The sequence below is a fragment of the Enterococcus silesiacus genome, from assembly GCF_001886225.1.
GTDB classification, from domain to species: Bacteria; Bacillota; Bacilli; order Lactobacillales; family Enterococcaceae; genus Enterococcus_L; species Enterococcus_L silesiacus.
This window is the reverse complement of record NZ_JXLC01000014.1, coordinates 13,851-33,447: the sequence shown is the minus strand read 5'-3', so window position 1 is coordinate 33,447 and position 19,597 is coordinate 13,851. Positions and strand designations below refer to the sequence as shown.

Sequence of the window (19,597 nt, the reverse complement as noted above, 5' to 3'; positions counted from 1 at the left end):
TGTGATGGACATATAAAAAAGCCCTAAAATACTTTCGTATTTTAGGGCGTATATACTATACGCGGTACCACCTAAATTGTGTCTGACGATCCAAACACCGCTTATTCGTGAGGTAACGATCACTACTCGAATCATTCTACTTCATTCAAATCATTGACTCCCAAGCTACCTTCTTACTGGTTATGTGAAAATCTTCCACCAAGTGATTTTCTCTCTATGACGATGCCAGTAGTACTCCTCTTGATCATGGTCTTTGGTTTATTCTAACATTGAAGTGAGCGATAAGTCAATTTGAACTAAATTAGCGGACTGCTTTTACTTTTTCTAATGCTTGATTATAATCTGGCTCTTCCGCAATCTCTTGAGAAATGGCTTCATAAATAATCTTTCCATCTTTATCAATTACAAAAATCCCACGAGCTAAACGGCCCATTTCAGGGATAAATAAGCCATATGCATCACCAAAAGTTCCTTCTGTATCGTGTAAAAGCTCCATATCAACACCTTCAGCAGCACACCAATTCGCTTGTTCTTCTTTCGTGTTGTTAGAAATCGTAATAAATTTTACACCTTCTACTTTAGCGGCTTCTTGGTTAAAACGTTTTGTTTGCAGTGAACAGATTCTAGTATCAATATCAGGTACAACACTGATCAAGACCGGAGTACCAACGAAATCTGATAGTTTTACTACTTCATCGTTTAAATTTTTTAATGAAAACTCTGGAGCTTTGGTACCTACCTCAGGTTGAATACCGACAATTTCTACTGCTTCGCCTTTTTTCGTTACTTTCATTATTCTTTTCCTCCTTTAATTTAAAAGCTGAAAGAGCTCAATCAACCTTGACAGGAAAATAGGAAAAATAACTGAGGTGTTTTTTACCTCATTTATTTTTATCTTTTCCCCGAAACCTTCAATCACTAGAGCTTTAGCTCTTAGGAATTGATGTGATCGAAGCAGAGCGTAGTGCTAGCTCCTGAAGCTAGATAACATTCAAAATGCCTCCCACTCTTAAAGCTCAGCCAGTTAAAATACTCTCTCTCTATTTAGTATAGAGGAAGGACGATCAGATGACAAAGTTCTTGCTTTCTACGGTTTAGCTTTTGAAAATGTTTCATCAAAATAGATCAAGGTCTGCAGCTCTGTTGTCAAATCAATGTACTGCACATTCACATTGTGTGGTACAGTTACGCGATCTGGTGCGAAGTTCAAAATTGCTGTAATTCCTGCATCGACGATTTTATCGATCGCTTCTTGAGCAAATTGACTAGGCACTGTAGAAATTGCAACGGTTACACCTGTACGCTTGACTTCTTCTGCTAGCTTTTCCATAGGCTGAATCATTATGTCATCGACCGATAAACCCACAAGTTCTTCTTCTGTATCAAATGCACAAACAATATTCAAATTTTCATTTCTTCTGAAATTATTTTTAACCAATGCTTTGCCTAAATTACCACAACCGATCAACGCAATTCGTTTTTCTTCTTTGGTGTTTAAAATATGGCTAAAAACTTCGATCAAATATGGCACATCATAGCCGTAACCGCTACGTCCCAACTCACCTAAGTGAGAAAAATCACGACGAATAGTTGCAGGCGGTACTTGAATGACATCACTAAATTCTTTTGATTTGATTCGCGTCACTCCAGAGTCCCCTAGCATTTTTAAGTAGCGTAAATACAGTGGCAGTCGTCTCGCAGTTGCTTTGGGCATTGCTTTTTCTTTATGTAATTCTTTCATTTTCCAGCTCTCCTTGTTACTTATTTCACATATATAGTTTAGCATGCTTCACGACTAGGAGCAACTTCTTTGTGAAATATATAACTGATATTAGAAAAACCTAATAAATAAAAAGAACAGAATCGATAGCGTTATCAAGTCTGTTCTTTCAACTTTTATAGTAAATCAGAAAACTCTTCGTCTTGTTCGCTTACTTCAGTTATTTCACTAACTTTCAAGCCAGCCATTGATCGTGCCATTAATCCTTCGATATCTAGACGTGCTTCATACGCTTGAGCTTTATCTAGTTTTGGTCTCGTTTTTGGTTGCGGCGGAGCAAATATCGTACAGCAATCTTCAAATGGTTGGATCGCTAATTCAAATGTATCAATTTTTTCAGCAATCTCGATGATTTCACCTTTATCCATCGAAACAACTGGGCGAATGATTGGAGTGGTTGTCACCTCATTGATGGCCACCATGCTTTGTAGCGTTTGTGAAGCAACCTGTCCCAACGATTCACCATTGATGATCACTAAGCCTTTTCTTAATTCACGGATTGCATCTGCTAGACGAAGCATCATTCGACGAGTAACTGTCATTAGATATCCTTCTGGTACAACTCTTTTGATTTCTTCTTGAATCTCTGTGAACGGTACTTCGATAAATTGAATACTGCCAGCATAAGGCGCAATTTTAGCAGCTAAATCTTTTGCCTTTTGTAATGCTTGTTCGCTTGTATAAGGCGGACTAGCAAAATGAACAGCTTCAACTTCTACTCCACGTTTCATTGACAAGTAACCTGCCACAGGTGAATCAATTCCGCCAGAAAGCATCAACATGCCACGACCACTCGTACCAACAGGTAATCCACCAGCACCACGAATCGTTTCATAGGAAAGATAGGCTCCTTCTTTGCGAATTTCCACGCGAATCTCGATATTTGGTTTTTTCATTTGTACAGCTATTTCAGGGAATACTTCAAAAACTGCCCCTCCAAGTTCCCGATTCAATTCGTTCGTATCCAATTCAAAGCTATGGTCAGAACGTTTAGAAGTGATTTTGAACGTTTGGCCAGGCTGATAAGCAGATTTGATGATGGTTTGAACCATTTCACGAATGGCCGGCATTGTTTTTTCTACACGGACACTTGGAGAAAAATTTTGAATACCAAAGACTTTTTCTAACTTAGGTAAGATTTGAGCACTGTCTTCCCCATTTAATAATAGATGCATCCGATCTCGGTCAGCATGGATTTTGACAGCAGGAAAATCGCCAAGTACTCTTTTGACGTTTTGGGCTAATTGGGAAATAAATAATTTTCTATTTTTTCCTTTTGTTGAAAGCTCGCCATAGCGAACCATAATTTCAGTATATTTCACAATTTTTCAATCCTTTTCTATAAAACTTGATTTTTTGAATTTCGCTTAGCAAGTCGTTCAATTTCTCTATAATAACCAGTTATTCTTATTCATGAGCTGATGCACAATTTCGATTAAATTGGATAACTCATCCATTTAATACCAAAAATTTTTTATACAGTTGATTGAAAATAATCATAAATTGTTCTGCTTCTGCAATCGTGTTGCTTTCATCAAGGCTGACACGGATAGCAGAGGTCGCTAATGCGTCTGGAACTTTCATCGCATGTAAGGTGCTACTTGCCAATTTTTTTCGGCTAGAGCAAGCGCTGGTCGTTGATGTATAAATTTGTTTTTCTTCTAAGGCATGTACCAGTACTTCTCCACGGATCCCTTTTAATGCAAAGCATAAAATATGAGGCGCAAAATCCATCGTTTCTTTTGAAAATACTGTCACGTTAGCATATTCTTGTAAGGCTTCAATCAAATAACGGCGAATGGTTGCAGTGTGCTCTGGCTTTTCTATTTTTTTATCCATATACAAACGTAAAGCTTTCGCCATCGAAACAATCCCAGCCACATTTTCAGTGCCGCTTCTTTGATCACTTTCTTGCCCTCCGCCATTCAGTAAAGATGTTAACTTTCGACCATGCTTCCAGTAAATAAACCCAACACCACGTGGTCCATGAAATTTATGGGCAGAAAATGTAGCGAAATCCACTCGCGGTGTCAGCCATTGCTCCTGGCTAATTTTCCCAATAGCCTGAACAGCATCTACATGAAAATGAATCGTTGGATGATCTGCTAAACAATCGCTGATTGCTTGAATTGGCTGGATCGATCCTATTTCATTATTGACAGCCATAACAGAAACAAGAATCGTATCTTTACGAATCAATTTGGCTAGCTCATCGACTTTTACAAAACCACGTTCATCAACAGGAGCGATTGATAGCTCAAAACCATTTTCTGCAAGTTGTCTTGCCGTTTCAGAAACCGCTGGGTGCTCAATATCTGAAATGATAATATGACGACCAAACGCTTTTTTCTCCAAAGCTGTTCCTTTTAAAATCCAATTATCACCTTCGGTACCCCCGCTCGTAAAATAAATTTCATTTGACTTTACTTGAATCAAATCAGCAATTTGCTTACGTGCTTGTTCCAGTAAACGATTCGCCTGATTCCCTAAATCATGTAGACTAGAAGGATTACCAATAATTCGCTGACTTACTTTTATATAAGTATCTAATGCTTGGGGATAAATTGGTGTTGTTGCACTGTTATCGAAATAGATCATCTAAAAACCCTCTTCTTTTGAAATTCTTTCCTATTATATACTTTCTAATTATGTAGTTCAACTAACAAAAAAATAAAAAGGTGGGTAGTACAAAACTCTATAAGTTTTGCTCTACCCACTCAAAATTTAAGTAAACTACATGAAAGAAGCAACTCCTTCGGAACTATGCGCTTCTTTCATAGCCTCTAATTTTAAATCGCATCAAGATTTTTAAAATAAAAATCTTCGATTCTTCTAAATGCTCCTGGCTCCACTCGTTCAAGTGCAGTGCCAATCTCATCTAAAGCATCTTGATATCTGTATTCTTTTGAGAATAGCTCTAAACTATTTTCCATTGCCACACGAATTGCTTCATGTGTATGGCGGTAACGATTCGCATATTGCATCATTTGTTCTGTTAATGCTGCTGAGTTTACCAAGTCTTTTGTCTTTTTATCAAGTAGCTCTAGATCTTCATTACAAAGATCTGATAACTTTTTGATTTCTTCCATATTGATTCGGATTCTATTCAAAGCTTTGCTTAATTCTTCGATACGATCTGTAGCTACAAAGAAAAATTCTAAGTAGTCTGCTGGCAATCCTGGTAAACGTTGTTTTTCAACATAACGTTTGATGTTGCGTAAGCGGAAATCATACTGATCAACTTTTTCTTGAGCAGCTTTTTCACCTTTACGTAAATCTTTCAATGAATCATCAATTTCAACTTGTTGATTTTCAATGTCATCTAGGATTTTATAACAATCCTTAAAGAATGCTTGAACTTCTGAAAAAGGAATTGTGTGTTCTTTTAATTTCGGTTCGAAATCTTCATAACGACGAATCAGTTCTTCGATCTCTGTTTGGAACCCTCTTGAACGACCTAGTTCATTGTGATTCAATGTGTAACTTTGTGAGGTATGATCAAGTTCAATCATTAACTGACGATTGTTTTTCAAAGCATGCGCAATATAGTCACCAACAACTTTATGATTTGTCAGTACATATTTTTTAGCGTTGATTTCACGTTCCATGATTTCGTATAATGCATCGATTGCATTAGCAGTATCACGATTGGCTACCTCAACTGCATCGACTTCCGTCTTCTCTAAATCGACTGTCGAATTTTTCACACGTTTTTGAACGCGTCTTAATTCATCTTCAAAATTCTTTTCTGGGAAAACATAGTGATCTGCAAGCAGACGCTTGTATCCTTCTTCAATCTCTTTTAATTGATCTGGGAAGGTACGGTTCAATTCATCGTACAGCGGTGGAATTCGTTTCATCACATCATCTAATTCATAGGTATGACGTTCAGCATTTTCCAAAACCTCACGCGCTTCGATTGGATCCCCAGAAGTATTCAATGTTACAAACTGAGTAAATTCAATCTCGATATTTTTGATTTGTTTTTGTAATTCAGGATAAGCTGAACCAAATTCTGATTTTTCGTCATGAAGTAATTTACTGATCTCTTCGTATACATCTAAAGCTTTTTGTACTTCAAGTGAATTACGTTCTTCACTTTCACGCAGTTCTTTTAAACCATTACGAATGATTTCAACTTCTGATTCCATCTCAGTCATTGTCTCATCGGCTTCAGCAACTGCTTTTTTCGCTTTCATAAAACGGAAGGTTTCATTTAAATTTTCGACTTCAAAAATCTGACTTTCTAACTCTGCAAAAGAACGAGTAGAAATCTCGGTCCAACGCTGATTCCATTCTCTAAACGTATTCTGACTTTGCCCGACCATGTGCATCTTTTTGACATCATCGACCTCTTCAATCACCGGCAAGTCGAACAGTTCTTCTTTCCTCTTTTCCAGATCATCGAGTTTCATTTGATTTTTCTTTCTCATAAAATAACCAACTAAATACAAAACTGCTGCGATGATTATTATAGCTAAAACTACGATAATGATCAGATTATTCTTCATCCATGGTTCCTCCGTTTATTAGTCCATATATGATATGCAACTGCTGATAAATAACAAAAATGCCTTTATCTGCAACCACAATATTCTCTTATCTACTTAAATTCTCTTAAAAACACCTACAGAAAATTATATCACAAACCACTCAATCAAGCACTAACAATTTGTAATTTTTCAAGAAATGTTTTGACTTTGTAATATTGTAACAAATCATTGTCGATCATTAGCTAGTTTAACCGATTTTCTCTGCTTTTTGCAACTTTTTGCACACATCACTTAAAGTATCCAGTTGGACATCTGCCAATTGCTGATCCATTCCAAAGCGCGTATCTTTCAAGGCCCACACTGTAATACCTGCATCATGCGCTGAACGAATCCCTTTTTCAGAGTCTTCTATCGCTAAACATTGCTTAGGCTCAAGTCCTAATTCTTGAACTGTATAAGTATAAATCTCTGGCGCTGGTTTGCTTTTTTTAAATTGTGTGCCACTTATGACGATATCAAAATAGCTTGCTAATTGGCCTGCTTTTAGCACTTCTTGGATCATATCCATTGTTGATGATGAAGCTAAACCGATTTTAACGCCTTTTCTTTTAAGAAACTGTAGCACTCGTTTTGCATCTGGATCGATCAGCTCACTGTAATCAATAGGATGCTCGATTTTATATTGGAGATATTTTTCATTTAAGAAAGCTTCATCATGGGTCGTATCGTTTACTTCAAGTATCAGCTCCCATAAACTGCGCATATCGGCTCCAACAAATAAAGGGATTGGAATCTGTTCAATCGATAAATCATACTCTTTTAAAAATGCTTTTCTGCGTTGATAATAAAACTCTTCACTATCGACCAACACGCCGTCCATATCAAAAATGATTCCTTCATATCTTGGGGTCATTTTGGTACTCCTTTTTTTTGACTATTCTTATTCAGCTCTACCAGTCTAACAAAAGTTTGAAAAAAAATGAAGAAATTTGTTGAAAAATAACTGAAAAGTATGAATTATTGTCATTTTTACGGTTGCTTTTCTGCGCATATTTCGGTATTCTTTTACTATTATAATGAAAAATCTATTAAAATTAGGAGTGAAAAAAGTGAAAGTCACAAAATTTGGCGGCAGCTCGCTGGCATCCGCTACACAATTAGAGAAAGTTTTACACATCGTAAAAGAAGACACTTCACGAAAGTTTGTGGTTGTTTCAGCTCCTGGTAAGCGTTCTTCTGAAGATATCAAGGTAACGGATTTACTAATTTCCTACTATAATCGGTATTTAAATAATGAAAATACTACTGAAATCATCGGAAAAATTGTGCGTCGCTATGAAGCCATTTTAGATGATCTTGGTCTAACAAAAGAAGTTTTAAACGATATTCAACAAGCCATTCAACAACTGTCTACTTTGTCTAAAGATAATAACCCACATCTACTTGATGCTTTTTTAGCCAGTGGTGAGGATAATAATGCTAAATTAGTTGCTGCTTTCTTTCAACAGCGAGGGCTAAATGCCCGTTACACCAATCCAAAGGATATTGGAATCATCGTTTCAGATGAACCGGGCAACGCACGAATTTTGCCTTCTTCCGCTAAAAAGATCAATCAGTTTAAAACAACAGAAGAAATTCTAGTGATTCCAGGCTTTTTTGGGTTTACAGAAGCTGGAGACATTTGTACATTTTCCAGAGGCGGATCAGATATCACGGGTTCGATCGTTGCAGCAGGTGTAGAAGCTGATATTTATGAAAACTTTACTGACGTCAATGGTATTTTCGTTGCTCATCCCGGAATCATTCATGAACCACGAACAATTAAAGAACTAACCTATCGAGAAATGCGGGAATTAGCGTACGCTGGATTTGCAGTGTTGCATGATGAAGCTTTGATGCCTGCATACCGTGCTAATATTCCAGTAGTCATCAAAAATACGAATAATCCTGAACATCCTGGTACATTGATTACAACTTCAAGAACCGTTAAACACGATCCTGTTGTCGGAATTGCTAGTGATCAAGGGTTTGCCAGTATTTATATTAGTAAGTATCTAATGAATAGAGAGTTAGGTTTTGGCCGCCGGTTACTGCAAATTCTTGAAGAGTTAGGGCTTAGCTATGAACATATGCCATCTGGGATCGATGATATTTCCATTATTTTAAGGGAACGTCAATTAACGATCGAAATCGAAGAAGAATTGATGAAACGCTTAGAACTTGAACTTGAACCTGATGAGTTGCGGATCACGCATGGTTTATCGATGTTAATGGTCGTCGGCGAAGGCATGCGCCAACGAATTGGGGTTATGGCTGATAGTACTGCAGCTTTAGCATTCAATAAAATAAATTTGGAAATGATCAACCAAGGATCTTCTGAGGTCAGTATTATGTTTGGCATTCAAGAGAATCAGGAGAAAAAAGCGATCCAAGCCTTGTATAAAACCTTTTTTGAAGATTAAACAACTAGAAAAACACAGAAAACCCCAGCTGGGTGTTTTTCTGTGTTTTTTTTAAAGAAAGCATTCTCATCATGAAAAGACTGGGGTACAATAAAAATAAGCTACTAAATAAGTAAAGGTGGGAAACAATGTGATCGAATTGACAGGCGTTAGTAAAAACTATGGCACAAAACAAGCATTAAAAGAACTTAATCTAACCATTAAACAAGGCGAGATTTTTGGATTTCTTGGACATAATGGTGCTGGGAAATCAACAACAATTAAAAGCTTGGTAAGCATCATCCAACCTTCCAGTGGCTCTATTACAGTTGACGGTATGGAATTATCAGAAAATCGGCAAGTAATCAAGCAAAAAATCGCTTATGTTCCTGACACGCCCGATATCTTTTTGCAGTTAACCGCAGGCGAATATTGGGATTTGATCGGTGCGGCTTATGAACTTGACGCAACACAAAAACAAAATCGTTTGAGCGAGTTGGCTTCTTTATTTGATATGTTGAGTCATCAAGATGAAACGTTGGCTAGTTTTTCTCATGGTATGCGGCAAAAAACGATTATTATCGGCGCATTATTACCTGATCCTGATATTTGGATCTTAGATGAACCGCTACAAGGCTTAGATCCTCAAGCAGCTTTTGACTTGAAACAAATGATGAAAGCCCATGCGGCAAAAGGGAAAACGGTTATTTTCTCAACCCATGCCTTAGATATAGCGCAGCAGTTATGTGATCAATTGGCGATTCTTAAGAAAGGTGAACTTATCTACAATGGTTCTGTCGATGAGTTATTGGCGCAATCACCCAATGAATCTTTAGAAGGCATTTATTTGAAGATGGCTGGCCGTCAATCGGATGCGCAATTAATTGAGCGTATTGAAGGTGACGCGAATGAATAAAACACAATTACTTGAATTAACACGGGTCAACTTGCGATATGCCAGTCCTCAAGTAACAGATCGAGCGCGAAGAAAGGGCAAAAGTGGAAAAGCCCTGACACGAGCCTTGATCAATCAGTATTTACTTTCTGGTGTTTTATTTTTATTTATCTATGGTGTAACGATGTTTCTTATCGATTTTAGTCAGATGCCTGGTTTCTTCACTTATTATGTGGCCTTATTTAGTATCTTAGCCTTTTCACAAGGGATTTCAGTTATTTATAACGTCTTCTTTGAAAGCCAGGACTTGCCGGCTTATTTACCCCTGCCCTTTAAACAAAGTATGATTTTTACTGCAAAGATTTTGGTTGTTGCTTTGACTGTCACACCTTTTGTTTTCCCAATGTTTGTCGTGTTCTTACTAACTGGCTGGCGAGCAGGGATTTTCTTACCCTTGACTATTATTTTAGCGCTCTTGCTTTTTTTATTCGTTTTAGCTATCGTCTTTGCGGTTTGTTGTTTAATTGTGTTTGGCTTGACTCGAACGAAATTTTTCAAACAGCACAAAAAAGTAGTGACTAGTTTGTTGTTAGGGATTTCAATGACGATTGCGATTGTGGGAATTATTTTTATGAATGGGCAAAGTTCTTATTCTGAAACTGGTCAAATGGATCGTTACCCGATTGCCATCTTATTACCGCTATTTCATATTGTATCTGAACCTTTTTCTACATCTGGACTACTTAGTTTGGCTGGCTTGTTCGGTATCTTGCTACTATTAATGTTAGCAATTAAGAGAATGATTTTACCAAAACTCTATGAACAACTAACCGATGCAACAACTGCCAAAGGAGCTCAACGTCGAAAACATAAGACAGCTCAAACCTTGGGCCAATTACTGATAAGTTATAATACGCAATTATTGAAAGAACCCAACTTAATTATGCAAGTATTGTCAAATTCTTTACTGATGCCACTGATTTTCATCGTAACATTTGCAATCGGCGGTTCCTTGGATTTAAGTCATATCGATTTTCGTTTTATTGGTGTGGTCTTTTTAACTGGAGTTGCTTTAGCTTGCATGACGGTTAATCAGACTTCTTTTATTAGTAATATGATTTCTCTTGATCAAGAAAATTTTAATTTTGTACAGACTCTACCTATTTCAATGTCTAAATATATGAAACAAAAATTTCTCATTGGTGTAATCATTCAATTTATATTAACTGGTGGTATTGCTTTGATTGGAGGTATTCTATTCCGATTACCAATTCTATATATTATAATTTTATTGACCGGCTCATTGTTCGGTAATTATCTACTTTGTTTACATTTTTTCGCTAGAGATTATCGCTTTATCTTGTTAGATTGGACAAGTATCAATCAATTGTTTACACGTGGCTCTGGAAGTGTAGGGTTAGTATTTACAATGATAGCATCTATTTTTATATGCTTGATTCTTTTGGGAGTTTACAGTTTCGCTGCAATGACTTTACCATTTTGGCCACTTAATTTAAGTGTTTTAGCAATCATAATAATTCTAAGCTTTCTATGGATACGGCATTTTCAAAAAACATTTTGGGATTCGTTCAATTAAAACTGAATACACGTTAAGAGAGTGGGAGAATTTTCAGAAAAAATCTAAAAATCCTCCCACTCTCTATCTTTTTATCATTTAACGTTTATTGTTGTCTTGATTTTTCTTCTTGATTAAAAACAAAGCTATACTGATGAAAATCAATCCATATCCGGTCAACGCAATCATTGATTTAAGATATCCAGTCTTTGGTAGTTTATTTGAACTTTTTTCTTCTAGTTCAGCTACGATTACTGAATCTGAACTACTGATACTTTCTTGACTTGATGTATTTGATTCATTTGTACTGCTTGCAATTGATTCTTCAATACTTTCAGTAGTCGTATCAGAAGTTGTAGCAATTTCCTCACTACTTGATTCTGTCGAAGATGTATCGATCGTTTCTGAAGTTGTTTCTTCCGAATCTTTTTCGGTTGTGCTTGATTCTCCCGATGATGTGTCGATGGTTTCAGATGTAGATTCACCTGGATCTCCACTACCACTTCCGCCACCACCTATACCTGGTGTTTCAGCTTCAATCACTACTGGATCCCCGTCACCATCAGCTTGTAGAATAGCTTTATTTCTATAAGGTAGGTTCTTATCACTCAGCTTATTTGATACGTAAGTTAAACTTACAGCATTATTCAATGTTCCTAAATCAATAACAAACCCAACATCCGTAGAACTTATCTTAGAGGGATCAATGGGTTCCAGTGCTTGAAAATATTGTGTTTTTTTGTCGTAAGTTCCAAGTTCTGCTTGGATTAAAAAACCGCTATTCAATTCCTGCATCTCTCCAAGAATATCAGTTAGAATAACATTAGTAATGTATTTCGAATCAGGATTAATAATAATGTTCCAAACAGCTGAAGTATTATCAAAACTATTCCAACCAACCTTGTTCATTACCCACTCTTCATTTTCCATCATTGTTGATCCACGTGCATAAAAAAGAATTTCTCCTTGACGATTCGCTTTATGCAATTCGTAATACGGACCAAAAGTTGCTGTTGCAGTATTGGATAAAGCATCCCCGCTAATCGTCATGATCAAAGTCCCATCATCTGCAACAATATCATATGAAAAGCTACTAGCAATTAAAGTGTTTTCTGGAATTCTTAAGTCCATTGTATCTCCAGCAGTAATGGAAATATTATTTGGAATATTGTATGTGTACGCTAATGAAACATTTTGATGATAATCGATTTCAGTGTTCTCATCAATAATGCTATCACCTTTGAAAATCGTAGGACCAGAAACATAAATATCTCCAAAATCCATATTAGCATAGGAATAGGATGGGAAAAGAATACTAATAATTAGACAAAAAATTGTCGATAAAACAAAACCTTTCTTTTTCATTTAACAACCTCCTTTTTTTAATTTTTTCACTGACGTTTTATAGCTACACTTCCTGCAATAAACAGTCAACGATCCTTTTCGCTGCTTTTCCATCCCCAAACGGAAGGAACGTTCCAGCAGTCTGCATCGCTTCATACTCATCTTGATTAGTCAAAAGAGCCACGATAGTCTTGTAAAGTCTTTGTTCATCTATACCAATAATTTTTAAATAACCTGCTTCGACTGCCTCTTGTCGTTCGGTTACTTCTCGAACCACCAAAACAGGGACCTTATAATAAGGCGCTTCTTCTTGAATACCGCCCGAATCAGTAACCACTAAAAAACTATTCACCATTTCTTGTTGAAATTCCAAGTAATTCAATGGTTCAGTTAAAATAATATTCACTTGATCCGACAATAGTGAGCCTACTATTTTTTGGATTCTAGGATTGAGATGTACAGGATATTTAATAACAACATCAGGATATTCTTTAGCAATCTTTCTCAAAACTTCACAAATTTTTCGTAACTTTTCTTCAGCAAGTTCCCGTCGATGTATCGTAACCAATATTTGATACTGATCACTGGCGATAGTTCGTTCTAAGTTAAGATAACTTAAGGTATCAATACCTGTATTTCCAGTAATTTCAATCTTTGAAGTGACACCTTCTTTTTCCAAATTTTCTTTATTGCTTTTTGTCGGAACAAAATAATAATCAGCGACTCGATCAATCAGTTGACGATTCATTTCCTCTGGAAACGGTGCATACTTATTATTAGTTCTAAGTCCAGCTTCAATGTGGCCTATTTTTTTCTGTTGGTAAAATGCCACCAAACTGGTTATAAAAGCTGTCGTTGTATCACCATGAACAAGTACTAGATCAGGATTTTCCGCCTTTATAACAGGCTCTATTGCAGTCATTATATTGATATTCAGTTCAGTTAAGGTTTGTTTTGGTTTCATAACTTCTAAATCATATTGTGGTTTTATATTCCATTCTTTTAAAAGAATGTCGACCATTTCTTTTTGCTGTCCAGTGTTGACGATTGTTAGTTTGATTTGTTTTGTATGGTTTTGGCACTCCTTAATCAGCGGAAACATTTTTATTAATTCTGGTCTAGTACCAAAAACGATCATATAGTGTTTCATTTGTGACCTCCTATTCATCACATCTAAAAAAAGCCATAACATTTTACCGAAAATTATACTCATTATAATAACGATAAGGGGGAGGATCGAAAACAATCGATTATCAAGTAAACGGTTGAGTTCATTCATTATAAACTTTCTCTTCTCTCTGCGTTTTTATCCAAGACTTTTTTCCTATTAGTTGCCTGACGAATGCCAAAAGAATACTGGGAATCGTTAAGAAGATGTACAGATACATAAGCATTCCTCCAAGATAACTTCTAACTTTGGGAGAATTTTCGATTATTTCAATATCTTGTGTCTCCTTGATATATCTTTTAGAAAACGACAGGCCTGGGTAAACCGTAATAAATGCCATTAGTATTATTGTTAGCACTGATTTAAACGTTATTCCTTCTACTATTGATTGACTCAACAGCTTTATTGAGATCAAAAGGATGATACTATTAGCCAAATTATAATAAGGCTGCAATAAAAAATAAAACATCTCTAGTTTTCCGATTTTTGATAGTGAAGCCGTTTTTAGTATGCGAAACATGTAAGAATGGCATTGAAGACTCCCTTGGATCCAGCGACTTCGTTGTTTGATGTAGCGCTGATAGCTTGTCACTCCTTGCTGGTAAATGATAAGTTGATCTGTGTAAACAATCTGCTCATTATTTAGTAATAAACGAACCGTTAAATCATAGTCTTCGAGCAAACAGTCACTCCAAGGAATACCGTCAAATTTTTTTAGTACAGATAATCGTGTAAGCTGACCATTTCCACCGAGTCCAACCGTTTTCGTCTTCATCCTAAGCTTTTGTATGTTTCCGATTACTTCATAAAATTCAATATCTTGAAGTAATGTCAGCCAGTTTCCACTTTTATAATTGTTGATGATCCGAACTCTTGCTTGTATACCATGGATGTCAGCATGGCTAAAAATGCGATCAGCTATAGTGAAAGCATCCGCACATAAGAAACCATCTGCATCCAAAACTGTGACGATTACTTGCTCTGAATCGATAGAGCGATAGTCTTGAAGAATATTTTTATACGCAAGGTTTAACGAATGTCCTTTACCTTTTTGAGCATCTGGCTTCTTTTTTCTAATTACTTTAATTCTGGGATCAGAAACTCCGTTGATAACTTTTAGTGTGCCATCAGCTGAATCATCATCTACAACGTAAATCGTTAAATTAGGTGTAGAGAAACGTAATAAAGAAAGAAGTGTTTCTTTAATGACCTTTTCTTCATTAAAACAAGGAATAATCACGGCATAATGCATTTTATAACCAGGGATTAAACGCTTTTCAATGTAAACTTCATCAGCACTCTTAATAATTGTGATATAGACGTAATAAACACTAATTGAAACCATGGAAATAACGTAAATGACGCCCATTTTATCACACCTTTCTTTTTAAACTAAAAAGTTTCAATATGCCTTTTATTAACAAATAATTGTTAATAAAATCACTAAACCACTTAATTTTTCCCCTTTTCGTAATTTTATATAAATACTATGTTTTTTTAAGTCGACTATAAGTATGTTATCACAGAAAAAATGTAATTTTTATCATATTATTAGTCTAAATACTAAAATAGTGAGAAAAATAGCTATCTATCTTGTGTAGATGATACAAAAAGAACCCAAAACAAAACGAGTAACGTTCTGCTTTGGGTCATACTTTTATCTATTTTTTTTTGCTTTATATTGACGCTCTAATTCAGCTTTGATCTTGGGTTCCGGCGCAAAATCAGCTTCCCAATTAGCTGGCTTCATGACTTTATGTGTGACTGGATGATAGTGGGGCTTTCCATCTGGGAATATTTTCCCCATGTTGGCTTCATGCACGATCGAAAAAACTTCGGTTGGATCAACGCCTAATAATGAAAATGAACCGTATGTAAAATACAATAGATCGATCAAGGCATCCACTTGCTCTACCAAAGGGTCCGTTACTTTTTTTTGTTTGCTAAGCACTTTTTCTTCAGCCTGGTCGACCGATACTTTCAACTGGTTCACTATCTCTTTAAAGGCTACTGGATCATTATTTACTGATCCGTACAAAAATTCAACTAACTCTTCTATTTTAAACCCAGCTCTATCTGATGCTTGTTTAGCAGAAAAGGGTGTTGGGATTGCTGGTTTTCTATTATCAAATTTTTTATGAAATGCTTCCGTTTTTTCAAAGGGATTATCGATTTTCATATGGGCCTCCTTCTATTCATAACGTATTTGTACAAATGTTCCAGTTTGTTAGATAATAGACAATCCAACTTGCTCTTGAAATTAACTGATCACACCATAATGCATCAACGCTTGATAAATACCATCCTCGTCATTGCTTTTAGTCACATATTTAGCGGCTTTTTTGATTTCTTCCTCAGCATTGCCCATGGCTACACCAAAACCAACATGACTTAACATTTCCAAATCATTCCAACTATCACCAAAAGCCATTACTTCTTCTAATAAAATATCAAAATGTTCAAGACACTGTTGAATGCCCACTAGTTTTGAACCACCCGTTGGAATAATATCTACAGTATAAGGGTTAGAGCGAGTGAAATGGCAATCAGGAAGTTGTTCTTTTAAAAAACTCTCTTCTGACTTCGCACTTAGCAGAACGCATTGATAAATTGGTTCTTTCAAGATAGCAAGATCCTGATAGCGTTGATCTTTTCTGTGCAGCGAAAATCTACTGACTAGATTTTTCGCAAGTGTTACAGGAAAACGTCTGGGTAAAAATCTAGCAAGTTTTTTAGCCCACTTTTTTTGTCCAAAACGCATCAGTGAACTGCCTTCTATACTATCCTTAGAACCAAACATGATTTGGCGATGATGAACATCAGAAAATGTCACAATTGTTCTCAACGTATCACTAGCAAAAGGCTCCGATCGAAGCGCTTCGTCCTTTGTATAAACGAACTGACCATTATACGTAACGAAAACATCCAAATTCAATTTATCGATTTGCTCACTTAAATGAACAGGACCTCGACCGGTTGCTACGCCACAAATGATGCCTTGTGCTTGCGCTAACGAGATTGCACGTTTCGTTGATTCCAGAGCTTTAGCATTTTTATTGACCAGTGTGCCATCGATATCAAAGAAAATAGCTTTTATCATATTTTCCCTTCCCTTGTTTCATTTTATCTTGGTCCGATTAAAATAAATCCATTTGTTTTGGATTTAAATTGTCATATTCTAGCTTAAGAGCAGATTTCATTTCAAGCAGATTACCTGCCGCATCACCGCCAGAATTATTGTTAAAGATCACGCCGACCTCTTTAACTTCACGAGCCACTTTTTCCACGGCTGCACTTAACTCTGCGATTTCTTCAGCCTTATAACGATATAAAGTCCGTTTTTTGCGCCAATCTTTATCGTTAGCCATCCAACCAGCTGCATTTCGCCCATGGAAACGGAACAAAGAAAATTGATTATTTGTCACGTAAGGGAAAAAAGGAACTGGATTAGTAGGAATCTGCGGCTCATCAACTGCAACCAGTGAAAATTCATTATGCTTCATAAACGATAGCGTTTGTTTAATATATTTGGCCGTATACCATGAGCCATTGCGCAATTCTATTGCAATTGGAAAGCCCGCAAACCAACGGCGAATTTTTTCTAGATAGTGCACATTTTCCTTCGTACAGCCAAAGGTGCCTGAAAATTGAATGAGGAAGGCAAAAAGTTTGCCGCTTTCAACCATGGGAGCCATGCTTGTTAGAAAGGCTTCAACCATTTCTTCTTCATTTTGATAATACTGCTGCCATTCCCCTTGACAACTGATTCCACTGTAGACTTTCATGACAAAACGAAAATTTTCAGGAACTGATTTTGTCCATTCCCTAACAGACTCTTGTTTTGGAACGCCGTAATAGGCTGTATCCATCTCGACCAGAGGTAAATAGCCTGCATATTCATATAAAGTTGAACGCTTTTTTCCGGTTAATTTATCATGTTCATTAAAAGAAGTCAAACCTAATCGTATCATAGAACTAATGTCCTTTCCTTGCTTATTCAAGTTATTCTGTATAAATGTTACATTCGTTACTCTATCTGTTTATTTTATACTAAAAAAGACCAAGACAAAACAAAAAGTTGTCTCAGTCAAAAAATGACCTAGTTTTATGATTTTATTTACTTTCTTTCCATTTCATATTCGCTTCACAGTAGGTTTGACCATCAATCCGAATTTCGTGTCTGGTTGTTTTCCCCTCATCTGTATCTAGGGTTTCATAATGACTTTCTACAACTTGGCCATATTCGACTTCTTTATCAAATTTGACATTGATATAGGTTGGTTCATTGGTACTTAGAAAATCGTATCCTAATACATCCAGCAACCAGTTGAAATAAATCGCATTATTTACATGTTGATTACCGTCAATATCAAAATAACGTACACGATATGGTGAAAACGTTCCATTTTCTACTTTTTCGATCTTTTCACTACGATAAATTTTCTTGATTTTTTCACTTTCATACGGTTCGATGATTTCAGGTAAGACGCTACTCATTTTGCGATTGACTGTATCCATCAACACAAAGGTTGACTTGATCAATACGCATTCATTCCCTGCTTCATCATGAATCCAAAAGTTACGATAACAAAAATATTTATTGTAAGCAATCGCTTGAGTTGTTACAGCAAGTTTTTCTCCAACTTTAGGTAAACGCGTGATATGGATTTCATAGTTGGTAATGACCCAGCCAAGTCCAAATGATGCAACAAAGTCACTTCCTCGATCTAAGGCATCGCTTTGTTCTTCGGATGTTTTGATCACAACGGCTAGCATTGACGGAATCGTCATTTTTCTCGTAATATCGCCATCATAATAAGCTACTTCATAAGGGGTCGTAAATTTTTTTGCCACTGGATCTCCTCCTTTTTGTCTTGTAAAACTAGTTAAATTATAACACAAGATAGCTAGATGAAAACAAGTATCTACTAATCGATCTGTCACGGTTATCGTAAAAATTCAAGATTGTTTCATCATACTAAGAAATCGTATTCATTGTCCCTTTTTTTCTGTTATACTTTGGATAATCATACTTATTTGGGAGGTAACAATGGAAAAAACAAGTATTGTAGGGAAACTTCAGGATCTCGTTATTTCAACGACTGAAGGAAATATCAATACCACGATTGCACGAATCTTGTTAAAAAAAGTGGGGCACGATGCACCAAGTATCACGATTGAGTCATTAGCAGCTGAATGCTTTACCTCCACAGCTAGTATCAGCAGGTTTTCTAAAAAATTAGGGTACTCAAAATTTTCTGACATGAAACAAGCATTCCTTGATTATCAGCTGGATACTAAAAAATTTATCAATAAAAATAATTTTGAATTAACGATTGATGGAACCACTAATGAGCAAACACTCACTAAATATATTAAGCACATCTCTACCTCACTGCAATCGTTAGAAAGCCATCTGGATTTAAATCAGATCGATGCACTCTGTCAACGAATCCACGATACAGAAGATGTCTATTTTTTTGGTACGCATTCTTCTGGGTTATTATTGGAACAATTTCAATATCTATTATTTTCTTGCGGAAAATACGTTACTTATTTTAATGGTCGAATGGATCAACGTAAGGCATTTCAACAAATGACAAAAAATAGTCTAGTGATTATTCTTTCAACTGATGGCAACTACTTTATCAAGTTTAGTGATCTTTTGTTTGACATGTCTTCAAACGATAACTACACAGTGCTGATTACCCAAAATGTTCAAATGAAAATAGCGAATATTTTTGATGAAGTACTTTCCCTTGGACAAAGTTCAATCAAAAAAGCAGCTCCATACCAAGCCCAATTATTAATTGACATTCTCTATTCTCGTTATTACCAACTTTATTCCTAATTTTTTTTGAATAAAAAATAAGCTGGATTATAGTAGAATCGATCATAAA

17 protein-coding genes and 1 other annotated feature are annotated in these 19,597 nt (G+C 36.1%); of the genes, 4 read left to right on the top strand and 13 right to left on the bottom strand.

The window, feature by feature from the left end; translation table 11 throughout:
• Positions 1 to 39: 39 nt before the first annotated feature.
• Positions 40 to 257 (bottom strand) — a binding site (T-box leader).
• A 44-nt stretch (positions 258 to 301) separates the two neighbouring features.
• The 6 genes from tpx to RV15_RS10495 all read right to left on the bottom strand — a co-directional run bounded on the left by tpx (position 302) and on the right by RV15_RS10495 (position 7,186).
• On the bottom strand, positions 302 to 793 hold the full coding sequence (gene tpx, locus RV15_RS10520) for a thiol peroxidase (RefSeq protein WP_071878010.1): 492 nt from the start codon (positions 791 to 793) through the stop codon (positions 302 to 304).
• Between the two features lie 294 nt (positions 794 to 1,087).
• Positions 1,088 to 1,741: a redox-sensing transcriptional repressor Rex gene (locus RV15_RS10515; protein WP_071878009.1), complete on the bottom strand. Its 654-nt coding sequence runs from the start codon at positions 1,739 to 1,741 to the stop codon at positions 1,088 to 1,090.
• A gap of 155 nt (positions 1,742 to 1,896) precedes the next feature.
• Entirely contained in the window at positions 1,897 to 3,102 is a 1,206-nt protein-coding gene (thiI, locus tag RV15_RS10510; protein WP_071878008.1) for a tRNA uracil 4-sulfurtransferase ThiI, read from the bottom strand.
• 127 nt (positions 3,103 to 3,229) lie between these two features.
• Positions 3,230 to 4,378: a cysteine desulfurase family protein gene (locus tag RV15_RS10505; RefSeq protein ID WP_071878007.1), complete on the bottom strand. Its 1,149-nt coding sequence runs from the start codon at positions 4,376 to 4,378 to the stop codon at positions 3,230 to 3,232.
• 191 nt (positions 4,379 to 4,569) lie between these two features.
• Positions 4,570 to 6,291, bottom strand: a complete 1,722-nt coding sequence (gene ezrA / locus RV15_RS10500; RefSeq protein WP_071878006.1) for a septation ring formation regulator EzrA — start codon at positions 6,289 to 6,291, stop codon at positions 4,570 to 4,572.
• A 229-nt stretch (positions 6,292 to 6,520) separates the two neighbouring features.
• Positions 6,521 to 7,186 (bottom strand): HAD family hydrolase, encoded by a 666-nt coding sequence (locus RV15_RS10495; RefSeq protein ID WP_071878005.1) that lies wholly within the window; start codon positions 7,184 to 7,186, stop codon positions 6,521 to 6,523.
• 196 nt (positions 7,187 to 7,382) lie between these two features.
• Between RV15_RS10495 and RV15_RS10490 the strand changes: the two genes are divergently transcribed.
• The 3 genes from RV15_RS10490 to RV15_RS10480 all read left to right on the top strand — a co-directional run bounded on the left by RV15_RS10490 (position 7,383) and on the right by RV15_RS10480 (position 11,206).
• On the top strand, positions 7,383 to 8,735 hold the full coding sequence (locus tag RV15_RS10490) for an aspartate kinase (protein WP_071878004.1): 1,353 nt from the start codon (positions 7,383 to 7,385) through the stop codon (positions 8,733 to 8,735).
• Positions 8,736 to 8,865: 130 nt separating this feature from the next.
• Entirely contained in the window at positions 8,866 to 9,630 is a 765-nt protein-coding gene (locus tag RV15_RS10485; RefSeq protein ID WP_071878003.1) for an ABC transporter ATP-binding protein, read from the top strand.
• A complete protein-coding gene (locus RV15_RS10480; protein WP_071878002.1) occupies positions 9,623 to 11,206 on the top strand; it encodes an ABC transporter in 1,584 nt (527 codons plus the stop codon). The genes RV15_RS10485 and RV15_RS10480 overlap by 8 nt, the downstream gene beginning before the upstream one ends.
• A gap of 78 nt (positions 11,207 to 11,284) precedes the next feature.
• On the opposite strand, the gene RV15_RS10475 is transcribed toward RV15_RS10480, so the two are convergent.
• The 7 genes from RV15_RS10475 to RV15_RS10445 form a co-directional block, all read right to left on the bottom strand.
• Positions 11,285 to 12,550: an LPXTG cell wall anchor domain-containing protein gene (locus tag RV15_RS10475; protein WP_071878001.1), complete on the bottom strand. Its 1,266-nt coding sequence runs from the start codon at positions 12,548 to 12,550 to the stop codon at positions 11,285 to 11,287.
• 43 nt (positions 12,551 to 12,593) lie between these two features.
• Positions 12,594 to 13,679, bottom strand: coding sequence for a non-hydrolyzing UDP-N-acetylglucosamine 2-epimerase (gene wecB, locus RV15_RS10470; protein ID WP_071878000.1), 1,086 nt, complete (start codon positions 13,677 to 13,679; stop codon positions 12,594 to 12,596).
• A 121-nt stretch (positions 13,680 to 13,800) separates the two neighbouring features.
• On the bottom strand, positions 13,801 to 15,066 hold the full coding sequence (locus RV15_RS10465) for a glycosyltransferase (RefSeq protein ID WP_071877999.1): 1,266 nt from the start codon (positions 15,064 to 15,066) through the stop codon (positions 13,801 to 13,803).
• A 288-nt stretch (positions 15,067 to 15,354) separates the two neighbouring features.
• On the bottom strand, positions 15,355 to 15,876 hold the full coding sequence (locus RV15_RS10460) for a pyrophosphohydrolase domain-containing protein (RefSeq protein ID WP_071877998.1): 522 nt from the start codon (positions 15,874 to 15,876) through the stop codon (positions 15,355 to 15,357).
• Positions 15,877 to 15,957: 81 nt separating this feature from the next.
• On the bottom strand, positions 15,958 to 16,797 hold the full coding sequence (locus RV15_RS10455) for a Cof-type HAD-IIB family hydrolase (protein WP_071877997.1): 840 nt from the start codon (positions 16,795 to 16,797) through the stop codon (positions 15,958 to 15,960).
• Between the two features lie 37 nt (positions 16,798 to 16,834).
• Entirely contained in the window at positions 16,835 to 17,668 is an 834-nt protein-coding gene (locus RV15_RS10450; protein WP_071877996.1) for a DUF72 domain-containing protein, read from the bottom strand.
• Positions 17,669 to 17,810: 142 nt separating this feature from the next.
• The gene (locus tag RV15_RS10445; protein WP_071877995.1) at positions 17,811 to 18,551 is read right to left on the bottom strand and encodes an acyl-ACP thioesterase domain-containing protein; all 741 of its coding nucleotides are present in this window, start codon (positions 18,549 to 18,551) and stop codon (positions 17,811 to 17,813) included.
• A 196-nt stretch (positions 18,552 to 18,747) separates the two neighbouring features.
• Between RV15_RS10445 and RV15_RS10440 the strand changes: the two genes are divergently transcribed.
• Positions 18,748 to 19,548 carry a MurR/RpiR family transcriptional regulator gene (locus tag RV15_RS10440; RefSeq protein ID WP_071877994.1) on the top strand — a complete coding sequence of 267 codons (801 nt, stop codon included), beginning with the start codon at positions 18,748 to 18,750 and terminating at the stop codon, positions 19,546 to 19,548.
• Positions 19,549 to 19,597: the final 49 nt, after the last annotated feature.

Bases quoted from the DNA above. Each gene is read 5' to 3' on its own strand.
- tpx (WP_071878010.1), bottom strand. From the start codon at position 793: ATGAAAGTAACGAAAAAAGGCGAAGCAGTAGAAATTGTCGGTATTCAA.
- RV15_RS10515 (WP_071878009.1), bottom strand. From the start codon at position 1,741: ATGAAAGAATTACATAAAGAAAAAGCAATGCCCAAAGCAACTGCGAGA.
- RV15_RS10505 (WP_071878007.1), bottom strand. From the start codon at position 4,378: ATGATCTATTTCGATAACAGTGCAACAACACCAATTTATCCCCAAGCA.
- ezrA (WP_071878006.1), bottom strand. From the start codon at position 6,291: ATGAAGAATAATCTGATCATTATCGTAGTTTTAGCTATAATAATCATC.
- RV15_RS10495 (WP_071878005.1), bottom strand. From the start codon at position 7,186: ATGACCCCAAGATATGAAGGAATCATTTTTGATATGGACGGCGTGTTG.
- RV15_RS10480 (WP_071878002.1), top strand. From the start codon at position 9,623: ATGAATAAAACACAATTACTTGAATTAACACGGGTCAACTTGCGATAT.
- RV15_RS10475 (WP_071878001.1), bottom strand. From the start codon at position 12,550: ATGAAAAAGAAAGGTTTTGTTTTATCGACAATTTTTTGTCTAATTATT.
- wecB (WP_071878000.1), bottom strand. From the start codon at position 13,679: ATGAAACACTATATGATCGTTTTTGGTACTAGACCAGAATTAATAAAA.
- RV15_RS10465 (WP_071877999.1), bottom strand. From the start codon at position 15,066: ATGGGCGTCATTTACGTTATTTCCATGGTTTCAATTAGTGTTTATTAC.
- RV15_RS10460 (WP_071877998.1), bottom strand. From the start codon at position 15,876: ATGAAAATCGATAATCCCTTTGAAAAAACGGAAGCATTTCATAAAAAA.
- RV15_RS10455 (WP_071877997.1), bottom strand. From the start codon at position 16,797: ATGATAAAAGCTATTTTCTTTGATATCGATGGCACACTGGTCAATAAA.
- RV15_RS10450 (WP_071877996.1), bottom strand. From the start codon at position 17,668: ATGATACGATTAGGTTTGACTTCTTTTAATGAACATGATAAATTAACC.
- RV15_RS10440 (WP_071877994.1), top strand. From the start codon at position 18,748: ATGGAAAAAACAAGTATTGTAGGGAAACTTCAGGATCTCGTTATTTCA.